Source organism: Christiangramia gaetbulicola (assembly GCF_003054225.1).
In the GTDB taxonomy this organism is placed as follows: Bacteria; Bacteroidota; Bacteroidia; order Flavobacteriales; family Flavobacteriaceae; genus Christiangramia; species Christiangramia gaetbulicola.
Genome location: NZ_QBKQ01000003.1, coordinates 460295 through 478251 on the forward strand (window position 1 = coordinate 460295; position 17957 = coordinate 478251).

Below are 17957 nucleotides of genomic sequence, written 5' to 3' on the forward strand. Positions count from 1 at the left end.
ATGAAAATTACTTTTTATGGCCAGAATACCCTGGCATTGAAAATAGGAGATATTAATGTACTTGTAGATCCATTTATTACCGGTAATGACCTTTCTAAAGACAAGGTTGATATCATGGACCTTAAAGCCGATTATATTTTATTAACCCATGCTCACCAGGATCACATTCTTGATGCCGAAGCCATCGCCAAGAATACCGGTGCTGTGATCGTAAGTAATTTCGAGATTGCAAATCATTATGAAGAGAAAGGTTTCGAAGTTCACCCTATGAATCACGGAGGTAGCTGGGATTTTGAATTCGGAAAAGTAAAATATGTGAACGCCATTCATACCAGTTCTTTTCCTGACGGAAGTTATGGTGGCCAGCCTGGAGGTTTTGTGATCGAGGGTGAACACAAGAATATTTATATAGCCGGCGATACTGCCCTGACTATGGATATGAAATTGATCCCGATGCAAACCGAGCTTGATCTCGCCGTGCTGCCAATTGGTGATAATTTTACCATGGGAGTAGATGATGCTATCGTGGCTAGTGATTTTATAGAGTGTGACAAGATCCTAGGTTGCCATTATGATACTTTTGGATATATAGAAATAGATCATGAAGAAGCAAAAAGAAAATTCTATGAAAAAGGGAAAGATCTTATGTTGCTGGAAATTGGCGAATCTATAGAATTATAAACTGCGATCTCACGATCTAAATATTGAGCAATTCAATAATATAATATGACAGCCGACTATAAAAGGTATATGTTAAAATTCAAACGCCCCAGTGGAACTTCCCGGGGCGTTCTTACTGAAAAAGAAACCTGGCTTTTAAAGATCTCTGATGCTGATAATTTCGGAATTGGAGAATGTGGAATCCTTAGAAGTCTTAGCTATGATGACCGTCCAGACTATGAGGATAAATTAAAATGGGTTTGTGATAATATCAATCTCGGGAAGGATATGCTCTGGGAGGAATTAAGAGAATTTCCAAGTATCCAGTTTGGGGTTGAAATGGCTTTTAAGAGTTTGAATGCTGAAGATCCTTTCATTCTTTTTCCTTCAGATTTCACTTCAGGGAAGAGCTCAATTCCAATCAACGGTTTAATCTGGATGGGCGATAAAGCCTTTATGAAAGAGCAGATCTCAGAAAAGATCGAAGCCGGGTTCAACTGTATTAAATTAAAAATAGGTGCCATTGATTTTGAAACTGAGCTGGATCTACTTAAATCTATACGAAGTAATTTTTCTGAAAAGGAAATTGAATTAAGGGTAGATGCCAATGGTGCTTTTTCTCCGGAAGATGCCATGAATAAACTGGAACGACTTTCAAAGTTTAAATTGCACAGTATAGAACAACCTATCAAACAGGGACAGGTAAAGGAGATGGCCGAATTATGCCGAAATACTCCCTTACCAATCGCATTAGACGAAGAACTTATTGGGGTTACAGATGTAACAGAAAAACAAAAACTCATACAAACAATTAAACCTCAGTACGCGATCTTTAAACCAAGCCTTATTGGCGGTTTTAAAGGTACAGAGGAGTGGAAAAATATTTGTGAGGCCCAGGATGTTGCCTGGTGGATCACCAGCGCTTTGGAAAGCAATATTGGGCTGAACGCTATTTCACAATGGACTTACACCTTAAAACCAGAGTTGCCTCAGGGTTTGGGAACTGGAGGTTTGTATACTAATAATTTTGAAAGTCCGCTCAAGGTTGAAAACGGCAGAATTCAATATGATAATTCCCAGGACTGGGAATTTAAATTTTAAATAAAATATGTTTATAGCACAGGCATTCAGATATTCACATTCATTCTGGAGATATATAGTTTTCCCGGTTTTGTTTTTCGGCCTAATGGCGCTTAATTATGTGTTCATCGAAGTCATGGACCTAGATGTCGCCCAGATCATGCAGGAAGAGATAGCACGTAAAGGATCTAATCGTGTGCTTCTGGAAAATCTTATTGCTTTTGTGATCTTCCTTGCGGGATTGTTTTTATGGGTTAGATACGTACATGATCAACCAATAAAAGCATTAACTACAAGCCGTAAGAAAGTTGACTGGAGCAGGTTCTGGTTTGCTTTTATTCTCGTCGCCAGTTTTAATACGGTTATTACTTTAATAGATTACTTCGCTAATCCCCAGGATTTCGCGCTTAATTTTCAATTAGAACCTTTTCTATATTTATTAGTGATCTCGGTTATTCTTATACCTATTCAGACGAGTTTTGAAGAATATTTCTTCAGGGGATATCTAATGCAGGGATTAGGTCTTCTGGCCAGAAATAAATGGATCCCGTTGATCCTTACTTCTGTTGTTTTTGGCGGCTTGCATTATTTTAACCCGGAAGTGCAAAAGCTGGGAGATATTATCATGATCTATTATATAGGTACAGGTTTTATGCTCGGTATCATGACACTCATGGATGAAGGCCTGGAGCTGGCGCTAGGTTTTCATGCTGCCAATAACCTTATTACTGCCTTGCTGGTCACTGCAGACTGGACGGCATTTCAGACCAATTCTGTCTTTAAGGATATATCTGAGCCATCTGTTGGTTGGGACATGCTAATTCCTATTTTCGTTATTTATCCTCTTTTTCTATTCATTATGGCCAGAAAGTATAAATGGACCAACTGGAAAGAAAAATTATTTGGGAAAGTAGAGAAGCCTGTAGAAATTCAGGAAACCTAGGGTTTTCCTGTAATTTGGTGAATAGCAAGCAATTAGATGAGTGCCAGGATTACTTTGGAATTCACAAAATTTTCTCAAGAAATTTAAGAATTTGGTTTCAATTTGTTAACTTTAAATAATAAGTTATTAACCAACTTTGTCTAAATATGCCAAATTCCTATAAAATACCTGAAACACATCCGGACTTCAGACTCAATAAAAGGCATTATACCAATGCTGAACTTAGGCAGGTAGCTTATAGTTTTATAAAGGAAGGCGAACCTTATGAGCAAAAGATCGGGAATTTTCTTCTAGACTGGTTGAAGCCGACGTCTTATATAGAGGTACATACTTCCGGTTCCACAGGAACGCCAAAAAAGATAAGGTTGAAGAAGCAACACATGGTAAATTCTGCTTTGGCTACTTCCAGGTTCTTTGAGCTTCCAGCATCTACTCATGCCTTAATGTGCCTCCCTGCGGAATATATTGCCGGGAAGATGATGCTGGTGAGAGCAATGTTTCTTGGCTGGGACCTAGATACGATACCTCCATCTTCCAATCCTCTAGATCAGCTTTTCAAAGTTTACGATTTTTCTGCTATGACTCCATTTCAACTGGATAATTCTATTGCCAGGCTACATTTGGTTAAAAAACTGATTATTGGTGGCGGTGCGGTTTCTCCACGTTTAAGAAAAATGATCAAGGACGTGGATTCAGAAATTTATGAAACCTACGGAATGACCGAAACTTCCAGTCATATCGCCGCGAAAAAACTGAATCCCAAGAAAAAGAAAAAGTCTGAGCGCGCCTTTAAATTGATGCCTAATGTGAGCATCGCCCAGGACGAGAGGGGATGTTTGATCATTAAGGCTCCTAACGTGCTCGATGAGGAAATCGTGACTAATGATGTGGTCGAGATAATAACTTATAAAAAGTTTCTCTGGATAGGCAGGTATGATAATGTCATTAACTCTGGAGGAATAAAATTGTTTCCGGAACAGATCGAACAAAAGTTAAATGACGTTCTAGACCATCGTTTCTTTGTAACTTCCATGCCAGATGAATCCCTTGGAGAAAAGCTGGTTCTTTTTGTAGAGGATGATTTTTCTGAAGATACCATAAAGGATCTTCAAACGACGATCAATAATATAGGAAGCCTGGGTAAATATGAAAAACCTAAAAAGATCTATCTTATCGAAAAATTTGAGGAAACTCCCAATGGTAAGATACATCGTGAGAACACCCTGAAAAGCAAAGTAAGTTAACCTACTACCTTCATGAAAAAAATATTAGTTATTATCCTGATGCTATTTACTACAATAGCACAAAGCCAGGTCCTTGCCGAAAGAGAAAGGTCTAAGATCACAGATGAGATCATGGGTGAAAGATTCGATAAGATCCTGCCAGAATTGATGGATCGTACAAATATCGATATGTGGATCCTGATTTCCAGAGAATATAATGAAGATCCGGTGCTTAGAACTATGTTGCCTTCCACCTGGTTGAATGCTAGAAGGAGGACCATTTTGGTATTCCATAAAGATCAACAAAACGATTCTATCGAAAAACTTGCGATCGCCAGGTATAATATTGGTGAGAATATTAAGTCTGCCTGGAATAAGGAAGAACAGCCAGATCAATGGAAAGCACTTGTTGATATTATAAAAGACAGGGATCCGGCAAAAATAGGACTCAATTTTTCTGAAAATTTCGGGATCGCAGATGGGCTGGTTAAAACCGATCATGAAGAATTCATGGAGGTTTTGCCTAAGGCATATAAAGAAAGAATCGTATCTGCGGAAGATCTTGCTGTGGGCTGGATAGAGACCCGCACTTTTCGTGAAATGGTTATTTTTAGTGACCTGGTAGAAATGACGCATATTATAATTGAAGAGGCCTTCAGTACAGAGGTGATCCAACCAGGAGTTACCACCACCGATGACGTTGTTTGGTGGATGCGGCAAAAAGTGACCGAAATGGGAATGGAAACCTGGTTTCATCCTACCGTAGATATCCAGAGAAGCAGCGAAAAACTTGTGGATCATATTACCGCTTTTTCTGATGAGAACGGAAGTTCGGTCATACTTCCAGGCGATCTTCTACATTGTGACTTTGGTATTACCTACCTCAACCTGAATACAGATTGCCAGCAAATGGCTTATGTGCTTCAGGATGGTGAAAATACTGCTCCGGAATATCTTACCGCAGCTTTCAAAAAAGGAAACCGCTTGCAGGATATTCTGACTTCAAATTTTAAAACCGGATCGTCAGGAAATGAGGTCCTGAGCAAGAGTTTAAAGCAGGCCCAATTAGAAGGTCTTAAAGCCTCTATTTACACCCATCCTCTTGGTTTGTATGGACATTCCGCTGGCCCAACGATTGGAATGTGGGATCAGCAGGATGGAGTTCCCGGCGCGGGAGATTATCCTTTATACGAAAACACGGTTTACGCTATCGAGTTGAATACCGAAGTGGAAATTCCTGAATGGGAAAAAAGTGTTCGCATCATGTTGGAAGAAGCTGGTTTCTGGGGTGATGATGGCTTCAGATATGTAAATCAAAGACAAAGAGATCTTATGCTAATTCCTTCGGAAAGAGCAGAAAATTAAAAGAGCCAATTCAAATTCATTTAACTAGTATCCCATTTTCATCATATAATCTGCGGAATGTTTTCCGGATCCGTAGAAAATGAAGAAAATACTAATTGCTGTAATTACAAGGGCAAGGATCAGCGCGGAAGCATTCATTGTTCCCACGAAATTGATGAGGATCGCCCCGATAAGTATCGGTAACTGGACAACCAACGCCCACCTGGTCAATAAACCGAAAGCGATAAGGATACCTCCAACCAAATGTGCAGATGCTACATAATGCACTATTAGCATCGTACCACCAAAGCCCTGTAAAGGCTTGATGAGTTCGGCTAACATTTCAGTTTGTGAAATGAACTGGATTCCTTTTATAAAGAAAAAGACTCCCAGAGCTACCCGAAAAAGGTCCAGCCAGTAATAAGTATGTGAATTGGCCCACTTATTAAGTGATTTTATACTTAACATAATGCTGTGAAATTTACATTAAGTTACTAAAAATCAGATTAATATGAAATAAGAATACTATTTAAAAGATTTAGGGAATTGCCTTATCACATGCTATTTATAGCTGAAGATGAGAGCTTGATATGGTTTTAAAGTTACTTTTGAATCTTCTAATTCTACATCAGACAGATTATTTATCACTAATTTAAGGTCCTTAAGCTTTTCGGATATTTCTATTGAAGTGTTTTCCGTGGAAAAATTAAGCAGTATTAACATCTTCTTTTCGTTCAATTTCCGGGTGTAGGCATATACGTTTTTATTTTCTGTAAATAGTAATTCATAATCTCCATACACCAGTACGGGATTATCCATTCTTAATTTTACGATATCCCGGAAATAATTCAGGCAGCTGTTGGGATCATTATTTTCTGCTTCTACATTTACCTTTTGATAATTTTCATTAACTGGTAGCCACGGAGTACCAGTGGTAAAACCAGCGTGTTCAGAATCATCCCATTGCATTGGAGTACGGCCGTTGTCGCGTGAAAGAAACTTAAGTTCGGTCATATACTGTTCAATATCCCCACCTTCATTAATCGTTTTTTCATAGCCGTTTTTCGCCACGATATCCTGGTACTGGCTAATACTATCGAATGCGATATTGGTCATTCCCAGTTCATCGCCATAATAACAATAGGGAGTTCCTCTCATAGTGAGGATAAAAGTATTCAGCATTTTAGAAGAGGCGGCACGAAATTCGGGACTGTCATTTCCAAATTTTGAAACCATCCTGGGGACGTCATGGTTGGCCAGAAAAATAGATAACCAGCCCTCTTTGGCAAAGGCGCTGTCCCATTTCGTATAAACCTCCTTGAATTCTGATAGCTCGTAACCTTCAAGACTGTTGCCTACATCCATTCCCTTAAAATGGTAGGCCATTTGTAGTTCATTTCTATCTGCATCTACCAGGGAATGAGCATCTTCAAAAGTACTTCCTGCTCCCTCCGAAACGGCAAATACATCGTACTGGCTCAAAACTTCTTTATTCAGTTCTTTTAGATATTTATGAAGATTAGGTCCCATACCGTAATATTTTATCACGTCTTTCTCATAACCTTCAGGAAGAGGAGGGAAGCTGGTGTCTTTAGAAACAAATTGAAAAGCATCCAGGCGGAACCCATCCACTCCTTTTTCTGCCCAGAACTTCATAATATCATAAACCTCTTGTCGCACTTTCGGGTTTTCCCAGTTGAGGTCAGGTTGTTTTTGTGAGAAATAGTGCAGATAATAAGAATTGGTTATGGAATCATATTTCCAGGCATCTCCTTTAGGATCAAAGAGACTGTACCGATAGTTTGGTTCGCCTTTTTCTGCCGGCCACCAGTGATAATAATCGCGGTATGGATTATCGCGGGATTTCCTAGATTCCTGAAACCATCTGTGTTCATCACTGCTATGATTCACGACCACATCCATGACGAATTTGATATCTCTCTTATGCATTTCGTTCAGCATAAGATCGAAATCTTCCATGGTGCCAAATTCATCCATGATCTCCCGGTAATTGCTAATATCGTAACCATTATCGGCATTTGGCGAGCTGTAAATAGGATTCAACCAAACCATATTTACCCCCAGACTCTCAATATAGTCTAGCTTCTCTATTATTCCTTTTAGATCTCCAACGCCATCACCATCTGTATCTTTAAAGCTTCGTGGATAGATCTGGTAGATAACTGCCTCTTTCCACCATTTCTTTTGAATATCGGTGGTTTCAGAAGTTGTTTCAGGTTCTTTTTTTTCGTTATTGCACGCGATTAGTGCAATAATTACCATTAGACAAATAAAAAATCTTTTCATTAGAGATGTTATATGGTTGACTATCAATCTCTAATTTAGAAAAATTTATTTTGAATCTGCGTTTATTCCATCACCTCAGTTTCGACATAGAACTCCAGATCGTTAACCTTCAACTCATCAAGTTCTTCCCCGGTTTCGTAGGATTGCCATTCAGTAGTCGGCTTCAATCTTATTTCCTCTTCATCGATAATTACATCTACAGGCATCTCAAAGTTGATGACATCTGCCTTCCATTTATAGAGGATCTTATCATCTGCCTGTCTTAGCTGAAGTACCGGTAATGATGCATGTCTCAAATATTGATCGAAAACAGGTTTTAGGTCAACATTGGTAGCCTTATCGAAAAAATCCTCAGTATCTTCGGTGGTGATCGTTTGATGTTTGAAGGTTTTAGTGTAATCTCTCAAAGTATTCCACCATAACTCATCGTCATCGTAAATACTTCTTATCATATTCAGAAGATTTGCACCTTTATAATACATATCGCCTGATCCTTCAGCATTGACTCCATAATCCCCAATGATCTTACGGTTATTACCAATATTCTGACGAATACCCCTGATATATTTCAAAGCGTCTTCTTTACCATACTGGCATTCGATGTAAATAGATTCAGTGTAGCTCGTAAAGCCTTCATGTATCCACATATCGGCTATATCCTTGGCAGTAATACTGTTTCCATACCATTCGTGACCAGATTCGTGGATAATGATAAAATCCCACTTCAGGCCAATGCCTGTTCCAGAAAGGTCATTCCCAAGATATCCTTTTAGATATTGGTTGCCGTAGGCCACGGCACTTTGATGCTCCATCCCTAAATACGGAGTTTCAACCAGTTTAAATCCATCTTCCTCGAAAGGATACGGCCCCATTTTTTCATAAAAACAAGCCATCATGTCTTTTACCTCCGTGAAATGTTCTTTAGCTTTTTTAAGATTGTAAGGAAGAACATAATAGTCCAGGTCCAGGTCTTTATACTTCTCTGAAAAATGTTGATAGTTCCCGATATTGATCATAATATTATAATTATTGATCGGGTTTACTACTTTCCAGCTCCATTCCGTAAATCCATTTCCAAGATCGGTTTCACCAAGGAAACGGCCATTAGAAACATTCATTAAACCATTAGGAACCGATATATCGATCTGAGCTTCTTCTGGTTCATCGCTTTGATGATCCTTGTTTGGATACCAAAGGCTTGCGCCCGTACCCTGCACAGCGACTCCTACCCATGGGTTACCTTCTTTATCTTTTGTCCAAACGAATCCTCCATCCCAGGGCGCATTTTCAGCGATCACTGGCTTGCCATGGTAAAAGAACTCGATAGAATCTGTAAGGCCTTGCTTTAAAGCTTTCTCAAACTGAATAAATACAGCATTGTACCTACGCTCATAATCAACTTTTTGATTTCCATGCATGATAGAATCGATTTGCATATTTTCAAAAAGATCCAGTTGCATGACCGGCATATCCTTTAGTACATTGAAGCTGATCACATTGGAGCCCGAAATAAATTGTTTTTCCGGTTCAACTTTTAGTTTAAGGTGATACTTCTGTACATCAAAACTTGTTCTTTCTGGTCTAAGAGAGCCTCTTAAAGTATCAGCTTCGGTATAATTAGAGTGATTTTCTCCTACTATTTGCGCACTTAAAAAGGTAGAGGCGAGTAGGCAGAAAAGCGTAAATATTTTATTCATGATGTGCGATATATAATTTTGCGTCCGGTTCTTCCTCAAGTTTTTTGTTCATCCTATTGGTTTGTTCGGTAAAGGTTTTAAGGTCCACGCCTTTACAAACCCCATAAGAATAATGGTAACTCAGAATTTCCAGATCTTTTGGAGAAAGCTTTTTTGCTCCGGGACATTTTGAGAGATAACTTCCACATATTAAAAGGTCGGAGGTTTTAAAGTGGCCTAGAGATTTGAAAAAGTTGGATTTCAACAGCTGTTTTTGTTCGAACTCTGCTCTAACAAATTCGGTGTTGATTTTCAAATGACCTTTATAAATTTGCTGTTTGCCATTCCAGCCAATATAATATCCATTTTCCTGATATCTCATTTTGGGTTCGTACTCTGTAGAATGCTTCTCATTGAGATAATAAACTACGTAGTTTGCTTTTTCCTCATCATATTTTCTTGAAATATTCAAGGAATCGATGTCTTTAGAGATTTTCGCAGCAAATTTCATTAATTCGTTAGCGTGATCTTCGGGAACACCTTCGTCAAAATAAATATTGATATCATCCTTCCAAAGATGCATTCTTTGATCAGAACTATTAGAATTGTCTGGATTGTAGACAACCTCCTTATAGATGTTTAGAAAAACAGAATCTTTTGGTTCATATTCAACCTTTACCATATTTTTTCCTTTCAAGGGATCAAAATCTAGAGGGACACTAACTAAGGTGTCTCCATCTCTGAACATGAATTCGGTAGTGTCTGTAGTTTTTCCAATAAACCTTTCGTAGGCATTTAATGGAATAAATTTCTTTACCAAACGTCTTGAAATAGTGTCCTGGCCGAAGGAAGAAAATGAAATTAAAATTGTGGCAATTAGAATAAAAAATCTTGTCATGAATTAGGTTTGGATTACGCCCATGTTAAAATCTTTTTCGATTGGAGCGTGGTTAGCGGCTTCGATTCCCATAGAGATCCATTTTCTGGTATCTAGAGGATCTATGATCGCATCTGTCCAGATACGCGCAGCAGCGTAGTAAGCTGAGGTTTGAGCGTCATATTTGGCTTTCAGTTTTTCGAAGACTTCTTTTTCCTTTTCTTCGTCAACCTTTTCTCCTTTTTTGGCCATGGAAGCGGTTTCTATCTGTGCAAGCACCTTTGCAGCCTGAGTTCCACCCATTACTGCAAGCTCTGCACTTGGCCAGGCCGCAATAAGTCTTGGATCATAGGCCTTGCCGCACATAGCGTAATTCCCCGCACCATATGAATTTCCAATAATGATCGTGAATTTTGGAACTACAGAATTACTTACTGCATTCACCATTTTCGCACCATCTTTAATGATACCACCATGTTCACTTTTGCTACCTACCATGAACCCGGTAACGTCCTGTAGGAATACTAAAGGAATTTTTTTCTGGTTACAGTTTGCAATGAATCTAGTCGCTTTATCGGCAGAATCTGAATAGATCACGCCGCCAAACTGCATTTCACCTTTCTTGGTCCTTACAATTTTACGCTGGTTGGCAACAATTCCAACGGCCCAGCCATCTATCCTGGCATATCCGGTGATTATGGTCTGGCCATAACCTTCCTTATATTCTTCGAATTCAGAATTGTCCACTAGTCTGTAGATGATCTCATGCATATCATACTGGTCACTTCGCTTTTTTGGAAGTATTCCATAGATCTCTTCTGGCTTCTCTTTTGGTTTTGCCGGTTTTGTGTGATTATAACCAGCTTTGTCGTAATCACCGATCTTATCCATGATATTCTGGATCCTGGTTAGGGCGTCCTTGTCATCTTTAGCTTTGTAATCGGTAACCCCGCTAATTTCACTGTGCGTAGTTGCACCACCCAGGGTTTCATTGTCTATGGATTCCCCTATGGCAGCTTTTACCAGGTAGCTTCCTGCCAGGAAAATACTTCCGGTCTTTTCTACAATAATGGCTTCATCACTCATAATTGGGAGATAGGCACCACCGGCAACACAACTTCCCATTACGGCAGCGACCTGGGTAATTCCCATACTGCTCATTACCGCATTGTTTCTGAATATTCTTCCGAAATGTTCTTTATCCGGGAAGATCTCATCCTGCATAGGAAGATAAACCCCGGCGCTGTCTACAAGGTAAATGATAGGCAACCTGTTTTCAATAGCGATCTCCTGTGCTCTCAGGTTCTTTTTTCCAGTAATAGGGAACCATGCTCCAGCCTTAACCGTTGCATCATTGGCAACCACAATACATTGCTTTCCTGAAACGTAGCCTATTTTAACCACAACTCCTCCACTAGGGCAACCACCATGTTCTTCATACATGCCATCACCAGCAAATGCACCTATTTCGATAGATCTTTCCTTGTCGTCAAGGAGAAAATCTATACGCTCCCTGGCGGTCATTTTACCCTTAGCATGATGTTTCTCTATTCTTTTTTCTCCCCCTCCTAATTTTATTTTTGCAAGCTTTTGTTTCATAGAGGAAACCAAAAGCTTGTTATAATCTTCATTCTTGTTGAAGTTGATATCCATTATATTGAGCTTTTTACAATAATTTGTTTATTTTAATATGATTAATTTTAAATTAATCTGATTTCCGGAGAAATTTTGTGAATTTTCTTCCAGAAATGGCTTTTGGCTAAAATACAAAAACACAACAATTCTCGGCTTTAATTAAAGCAATAAAAATTAGCCGATATTTGTATAAAATCAGCATATATGGCAATGAATAAAAATACCATTTTTGGATGGGCTTCCTTTCTTACCTTCCTTGTAGGAACAGCTTTGGTACTTTTAGGTGTTTTAAAATATAAGGAGTTTGCGATTGGATTCTCGGTGACGGGAATCGGTTTCTTTTTCATCTCCTGGGTTTTCAATGCCTTGAAAGGACGGGTTTAAATTCAGCTTAAATGATATCAGAAAAATCGACGAGAGACCAATTAGTAAGACACCTTGAAGGTGGTTTAGCTTATGCCAGTATAGATAGTTTTTTAGATGCAATTCCCTTTGAGAAGATCGGGAAGAGACCTGCTGGTTTACCATATTCTTTTTACGAGGTGTTTTTTCATATCGCATTTGCACAGAAAGATATATTGGAATACACGATTTCTGGAGATTACGAAACCAGGAACTGGCCAGATGATTACTGGCCCGGTGTGCCTGAGCCCGGTAGTGAAGAAGAATGGGAAGATCTAAAAGCAGATTATTTTGAAGACAGAAGACTGCTGAAGGACTTTATACTGGATGAGAAAAACGAACTAATCAAACCTGTGGTAAATTCGAAAGAACACAGCTTATTAAGGGAGATCTTTCTTGTTGTTGAACATACCGCCTACCACACAGGACAGTTGCTTATAATTCAAAGATTATTGGGAGTTTATGATAATTGATTTCTGTGAAAAATTCAGGATATTTGCAATCCTGAATAATTAAGAAACTAAATTTTAAAATATATGTCAGACGATAAAAAAGTTATTTTTTCGATGTCTGGAGTTACCAAGACCTTTCCGAAGGCGAACACTCCAGTATTGAAGAATATTTATTTGAGCTTCTTTTATGGAGCTAAGATCGGTATCCTGGGTCTTAATGGTTCTGGTAAATCTACTTTGCTTAATATCATTGCCGGGAAAGATCAGAATTTCCAGGGTGATGTGGTATTCTCTCCAAATTACAGTGTAGGAATGCTTGAGCAGGAACCTGAACTTGATGAAGAAAAAACGGTACTTGAGGTCGTAAAGGAAGGTGTTGCTGAAACCGTAGGGATCCTGGATGAATACAACAAGATCAACGATATGTTTGGTCTTCCGGAAGTTTATGAAGATGCAGATAAGATGCAGAAGCTTATGGACAAACAGGCTGAACTTCAGGATAAGATCGATGCCAGCAATGCCTGGGAACTGGATACAAAACTGGAGATCGCTATGGATGCGCTTAGAACTCCAGATCCAGATAAGAAAATTTCGGTTCTTTCCGGAGGGGAAAGAAGGAGAGTGGCGCTTTGCCGCCTATTGCTTCAGGAGCCTGATGTACTGTTACTGGATGAGCCTACCAACCACCTTGATGCAGAATCTGTACACTGGCTGGAGCATCATTTACAGCAATACAAAGGAACGGTGATCGCGGTAACTCACGACCGTTATTTCCTTGATAACGTAGCGGGATGGATCCTTGAACTTGATAGAGGAGAGGGAATTCCATGGAAAGGGAATTATTCTTCGTGGCTGGACCAAAAATCCAAGAGACTTGCCCAGGAACAAAAGCAGGCTAGTAAACGCCAGAAAACACTGGAGCGAGAGCTTGAATGGTCAAGAATGAGCCCAAAAGGAAGACAGACCAAGCAAAAAGCCAGGCTTAAGAATTATGATAAACTATTAAGCCAGGATCAAAAGCAACTTGATGAAAAGCTGGAGATCTATATCCCTAATGGTCCTCGTTTAGGTACGAATGTGATCGAAGCCGACGGAGTTAGTAAAGCTTTTGGAGATAAATTATTATATGAAGACCTTAATTTCAAACTTCCTCAAGCAGGGATAGTTGGAGTTATTGGTCCTAACGGTGCTGGTAAAACCACTATTTTCAAAATGATCATGGGAGAGGAAGAACCAGATAAAGGTAGTTTTAAAGTAGGGGAGACCGCTAAAATCGCTTATGTAGATCAGAGTCATTCTAATATCGACCCAGATAAGACCATCTGGCAGAACTTTAGCGATGAGCAGGAGTTGATCATGATGGGAGGCCGTCAGGTGAATTCAAGAGCATATCTAAGCCGATTCAATTTTAGTGGAAGCGAGCAGAATAAAAAAGTAAGCATGCTGTCTGGAGGGGAAAGAAACCGTCTGCATTTAGCGATGACCTTGAAAGAAGAAGGAAACGTTCTGTTACTGGATGAGCCTACGAACGACCTGGATGTAAATACCCTTCGTGCACTGGAAGAAGGTCTGGATAACTTTGCGGGATGTGCTGTAGTTATTTCTCACGACCGTTGGTTCCTGGATAGAATTTGTACACATATCCTTGCCTTTGAAGGTGATTCGCAAGTGTATTTCTTTGAAGGAAGTTTCTCAGATTACGAAGAGAATAAAAAGAAACGTCTTGGCGGAGATATTATGCCGAAACGTATTAAATACAAGAAGCTTGTTAGATAATAGCTTTGAGATATAAGTAATAAGAAAAAAGGAGCTGAAATTATTTTTCAGCTCCTTTTTAATTTCTTCTAAAGTTTAATTTTTTACTTCTTCTTAGGCATAGGCCCTCGAAGGTGAATGATCAAACCGTCCAGGAAATTTCTTAGAAACTGGTCTCCGCATTCCACATATTTTTCATGATCCTCTCTTCTGAAAATAGCTCCCAGTTCACTTTTTGAAACTTTAAAATCAACCAGTTCACATATCTTTACAATGTCTTCATTAGTGAGCTTGTGAGCTACGCGTAATTTTTTGAAAATATCATTATTCGTTAGTGCCATCTTTAGTTTGTCTTTGTAGATTAAAATTTAAAGCCAGGTTAGCTGCTTTTTCAATGTCTTCTTCGTTATCTATAAATGCTTTCGCATCTTTTAGTAAGCTTTCCGCCTCATTTTTAAGTATTCTTGAATATTTTGATTCGCTTGTTTGCTGCTTTTCCAGATAATAAAACATGAGCAATAGTTTTTGTACCAGGATAATATCATGTTTACAATATGTGCGTATAGATGCCATTATATTGTATAGAAGATCTTCGAAATTTATCGTGTTCAGTTTAATATAAACTTTTTCGTCCCTAACAATCACACTGGAATCCTTTTTCTTCATGCGTAGCGATAGCAGTTCTGTAAGATAATCTATCCCGTTAATCGCAGTACCTGGATCATTAATACCCGGTGACATTGCCTTCACGATAATTTCAGTGATCTGTTTAAAGGCAAGGGTGTAATTATCGGCTACCAGTTCTTCCCTGGAAAAGTTGAAATTAGAAAGTATCTTTTTTACGAGATCTTCATCAAGATCTTTGTCGGCTTTAAATAGAGGAATTCCGCTTAGAACAAAAATCCCTTTTACGGGAAGTATGTGCAATAGAATATCATTTTCTTCACAGATATCGACCAAATTGGTAAATGAAATATTTTGTAAATATCCACTCTTTTCACTGTGGTATTCTTTCCAGTCTTCTGTAGAGGGAAAATCATCATTCTGGTTTTCTTCTGTATTTATCAGTTTGTCCAGTCTCTTTCTAGCCGTCTCAAAAATATTTTGGAGAATGTTACTTATCTGTATGCTCTGGGAAATATTATGGATAAAATAAATAAAGGCATAGATGCTTATAACGGTTTGAACAATACCAAGAAGTACGGAGAATCCAGGGATCTGTTCTTTATCTACCGTAGGCTGAATTGAAAATAGGATAAAGATACAATAGAGGATGGTGAAAAGATAGATTCCTAGAATTACCTGGTGTCTTTTATCGCTTATTAGACCCGGAAGTAATCTGGGCGAAAAATTACTGGAAGCCTGGCTTAATAATAACATCACCATGGAGAAGCTAAATACGACCATGGAGATAAGGCCTGAAATAAGCGCACTAAGCATGGTCATTGCGGTATCTCCATTGTCCATGACCAGAACGGGAACATGCTCTAATAGATATTTAGATATACCTCTGTTCTCAAGGTATAGCATGAAAAAGGCAAAATTGAAACCTAAGAAAGCCAGCAAGGTCGGGTAAAATGCGATCTTACTTTCAACGACATTGAAAAAGGCAATAGTGCGATTGTAGAGTTGTTTCATGCTATCTGAAATTCAGTTTTTAAAGTTAAACAATCTACTGAGAGTCGGCTTAATTTAATCTTTATTTATAACAGCAGACAAAATGACACTTTAAAATAGGTGAAAAGCGACAAAAAGGCATGGTTTTAGAAATGGTATTTCAATTGCTATAGAATAGGTGAATTCAAAATAAATAATAACTAAAAAACATAAAGCCATGAGTCTAATTAAAAGAAACGAAACAAATTGGTTGCCTTCAGTATTTGATGACATTTTCAGAACTGACTGGCTAGGTGGAACTACTAATGTAAATAGTATTGGAACCAGCATTCCAGCTGTGAATATTATGGAGACCGAAGACAGTTTTAATGTTGAGGTTGCTGCACCGGGAATGACCAAAGAAGATTTTAATATCGAACTTGATAATGATGTCTTGACTATCTCTTCTGAGGATAAAAAGGAAAAAGAAACTACCGATAAGAACGGAAGGTTCACCAGGAAAGAATTTAGCTATAGTACTTTTAAACGTGCCTTTAGCTTACCAGATTCGGTAGACAGTGCTAAAATATCAGCTTCATATAATAATGGAGTTCTGGAAATTGCACTTCCTAAAAAAGAAGAGGCAAAAGTCCAGGCAAAGAGATTGATCGATATCTCATAACCAGGTTAAATTTGATTAGTTAGAAAAAGACGCCTAATTCAGGCGTCTTTTTTATTGGTTTAATAATATCCACCGGTTCCCCGCACTCTGGATAGTAAAGATCTGTTGAGGTTTTATGCTTACTATTTTTGAATTTGTTTTTACATCGAATAGATCATCTCCACCCTGGAATAGTAAGGTCTTTTCAGAATTCCCCGGCCAGTTGATCAGCCTTATTATTCTACCTTTATTTGAAGCAGAAGGAGGAATTACCAATCCCGAGATCTGATTATTTATTCTTAGAGAACCTATCTCGTCGGTAATAACGAAATCACCAGTAGAACTCGTGGTTGATGAATAATTTTCAAATCCGGCATTGCTCCAGGTTACCTGCCCGGTTGCATTGGTCATCATTATCTGTCCTTCGCTACCACGGGAAGCGGGTAAAACATATTCGGTTTCCGGAGTGTTTCCTATCCCAACCCGGCCGGCAAAGTAGGCGGCAAATACATTACTGTTGGAATCTCCTATTGCAATACTATAGATACCGTAGATATTCCCAACACCCTGGATAGATCCTATTTCGCTGTAAATGCCGTAATTATTGCTTTTTGCACCAAAGGTTCGCCCCACGCGATTAAATATCCCGTAGATATCGTTGGTTCCTGTGTTTTGGTAAGTTTCATTGAAAATGCCATAATGAATGCCGATCCCAACACCTCCAACATTCGATTTTATACCGTATTTGTTTCCATTCGTCTGGCTCCGGTTATCATTGATTATACCATAGGTTGTTAAATTATCGGTAGCAGAATTCGCATTATCTACCTCTAATCCCTTCTTTAAAGTCAGATCTTTTCCGGCAGCAATAGCTACCTGCAATCTCGAGGTGATGAGGTCAGTTCCTATGCCGATACTCGCATCCCGGTAAATAAGGTCTGAAAGATTATTAGGACTTTGAAAAGTTCCGGGTTTATAAAAATTTGATCCAGAAGCAGCAGGAGTGATAGCTTTCCATTTTGTTTCGGAAGCATTCCAGAAATAAAATCCGGAAGCCGAGCCTATAACGTCTTTGTCTAAAAAAATAAGCATTCCGTGCTGCGCAGCGCCAGGATTCTCGACCGGAAATTTATCTATCCTGGGGATAAGAATTCCGTCAATACTGGCCGGATCCTCCTTATTTGTTGCGGAAATATCCAGCTGTGCCTTAGGATCTGAGTTGCCGATCCCTACTTGCGCTGTTAAAGTGAAACAGCACATGATTAAAAATGAATAGATAAAATTTTTCATGGACAAACTATTTGTTTGTCATGGTAGAAAACGCAAGTGCTTTTGGATCTGATAAA

At 38.8% G+C, this 17957-nt stretch carries 17 protein-coding genes; 9 read left to right on the forward strand and 8 right to left on the reverse strand.

Features of this window, described 5'->3' with window-relative positions:
- The 5 genes from C8P64_RS13645 (at window position 1) to C8P64_RS13665 (ending at window position 5271) form a co-directional block, all read left to right on the forward strand.
- Window positions 1-681, forward strand: a complete 681-nt coding sequence (locus C8P64_RS13645; protein WP_108172630.1) for a metal-dependent hydrolase — start codon at window positions 1-3, stop codon at window positions 679-681.
- Window positions 682-726: 45 nt separating this feature from the next.
- The gene (locus tag C8P64_RS13650; RefSeq protein WP_108172631.1) at window positions 727-1761 is read left to right on the forward strand and encodes an o-succinylbenzoate synthase; all 1035 of its coding nucleotides are present in this window, start codon (window positions 727-729) and stop codon (window positions 1759-1761) included.
- Between the two features lie 7 nt (window positions 1762-1768).
- The gene (locus C8P64_RS13655) at window positions 1769-2683 is read left to right on the forward strand and encodes a CPBP family intramembrane glutamic endopeptidase (protein ID WP_108172632.1); all 915 of its coding nucleotides are present in this window, start codon (window positions 1769-1771) and stop codon (window positions 2681-2683) included.
- 146 nt (window positions 2684-2829) lie between these two features.
- Window positions 2830-3927, forward strand: a complete 1098-nt coding sequence (locus C8P64_RS13660) for an AMP-binding protein (protein WP_108172633.1) — start codon at window positions 2830-2832, stop codon at window positions 3925-3927.
- 12 nt (window positions 3928-3939) lie between these two features.
- Window positions 3940-5271 (forward strand): M24 family metallopeptidase, encoded by a 1332-nt coding sequence (locus tag C8P64_RS13665; protein ID WP_108172634.1) that lies wholly within the window; start codon window positions 3940-3942, stop codon window positions 5269-5271.
- Window positions 5272-5295: 24 nt separating this feature from the next.
- Here the strand turns inward: C8P64_RS13665 and C8P64_RS13670 are convergent, their stop codons facing one another.
- The 5 genes from C8P64_RS13670 to C8P64_RS13690 all read right to left on the reverse strand — a co-directional run bounded on the left by C8P64_RS13670 (window position 5296) and on the right by C8P64_RS13690 (window position 11763).
- A complete protein-coding gene (locus tag C8P64_RS13670; RefSeq protein ID WP_108172635.1) occupies window positions 5296-5718 on the reverse strand; it encodes a DoxX family protein in 423 nt (140 codons plus the stop codon).
- Window positions 5719-5811: 93 nt separating this feature from the next.
- Window positions 5812-7557 carry a glycoside hydrolase family 13 protein gene (locus C8P64_RS13675; protein ID WP_108172636.1) on the reverse strand — a complete coding sequence of 582 codons (1746 nt, stop codon included), beginning with the start codon at window positions 7555-7557 and terminating at the stop codon, window positions 5812-5814.
- Window positions 7558-7619: 62 nt separating this feature from the next.
- A complete protein-coding gene (locus C8P64_RS13680; RefSeq protein ID WP_108172637.1) occupies window positions 7620-9254 on the reverse strand; it encodes a M1 family metallopeptidase in 1635 nt (544 codons plus the stop codon).
- The gene (locus C8P64_RS13685; protein WP_108172638.1) at window positions 9247-10131 is read right to left on the reverse strand and encodes a hypothetical protein; all 885 of its coding nucleotides are present in this window, start codon (window positions 10129-10131) and stop codon (window positions 9247-9249) included. Before C8P64_RS13685 ends, C8P64_RS13680 begins: the two co-directional genes overlap by 8 nt.
- Before the next feature lie 3 nt (window positions 10132-10134).
- Window positions 10135-11763 carry an acyl-CoA carboxylase subunit beta gene (locus C8P64_RS13690; RefSeq protein ID WP_108172639.1) on the reverse strand — a complete coding sequence of 543 codons (1629 nt, stop codon included), beginning with the start codon at window positions 11761-11763 and terminating at the stop codon, window positions 10135-10137.
- 186 nt (window positions 11764-11949) lie between these two features.
- Between C8P64_RS13690 and C8P64_RS13695 the strand changes: the two genes are divergently transcribed.
- The 3 genes from C8P64_RS13695 (at window position 11950) to ettA (ending at window position 14375) form a co-directional block, all read left to right on the forward strand.
- Entirely contained in the window at window positions 11950-12129 is a 180-nt protein-coding gene (locus C8P64_RS13695; protein WP_108172640.1) for a CAL67264 family membrane protein, read from the forward strand.
- An 11-nt stretch (window positions 12130-12140) separates the two neighbouring features.
- Window positions 12141-12620, forward strand: coding sequence for a DinB family protein (locus tag C8P64_RS13700; protein ID WP_108172641.1), 480 nt, complete (start codon window positions 12141-12143; stop codon window positions 12618-12620).
- Window positions 12621-12683: 63 nt separating this feature from the next.
- Entirely contained in the window at window positions 12684-14375 is a 1692-nt protein-coding gene (gene ettA, locus C8P64_RS13705; protein WP_108172642.1) for an energy-dependent translational throttle protein EttA, read from the forward strand.
- 83 nt (window positions 14376-14458) lie between these two features.
- Here ettA and C8P64_RS13710 read toward each other — a convergent pair whose 3' ends face one another.
- Both C8P64_RS13710 and C8P64_RS13715 read right to left on the reverse strand, forming a co-directional pair.
- On the reverse strand, window positions 14459-14695 hold the full coding sequence (locus C8P64_RS13710; protein WP_108172643.1) for a DUF1456 family protein: 237 nt from the start codon (window positions 14693-14695) through the stop codon (window positions 14459-14461).
- Window positions 14679-15992, reverse strand: coding sequence for a DUF2254 domain-containing protein (locus C8P64_RS13715; protein WP_108172644.1), 1314 nt, complete (start codon window positions 15990-15992; stop codon window positions 14679-14681). Before C8P64_RS13715 ends, C8P64_RS13710 begins: the two co-directional genes overlap by 17 nt.
- 196 nt (window positions 15993-16188) lie before the next feature.
- Between C8P64_RS13715 and C8P64_RS13720 the strand changes: the two genes are divergently transcribed.
- Window positions 16189-16632 (forward strand): Hsp20/alpha crystallin family protein, encoded by a 444-nt coding sequence (locus tag C8P64_RS13720; protein WP_108172645.1) that lies wholly within the window; start codon window positions 16189-16191, stop codon window positions 16630-16632.
- A 51-nt stretch (window positions 16633-16683) separates the two neighbouring features.
- Here C8P64_RS13720 and C8P64_RS13725 read toward each other — a convergent pair whose 3' ends face one another.
- Window positions 16684-17901: a hypothetical protein gene (locus C8P64_RS13725; protein ID WP_108172646.1), complete on the reverse strand. Its 1218-nt coding sequence runs from the start codon at window positions 17899-17901 to the stop codon at window positions 16684-16686.
- Between the last annotated feature and the right edge of the window lie 56 nt (window positions 17902-17957).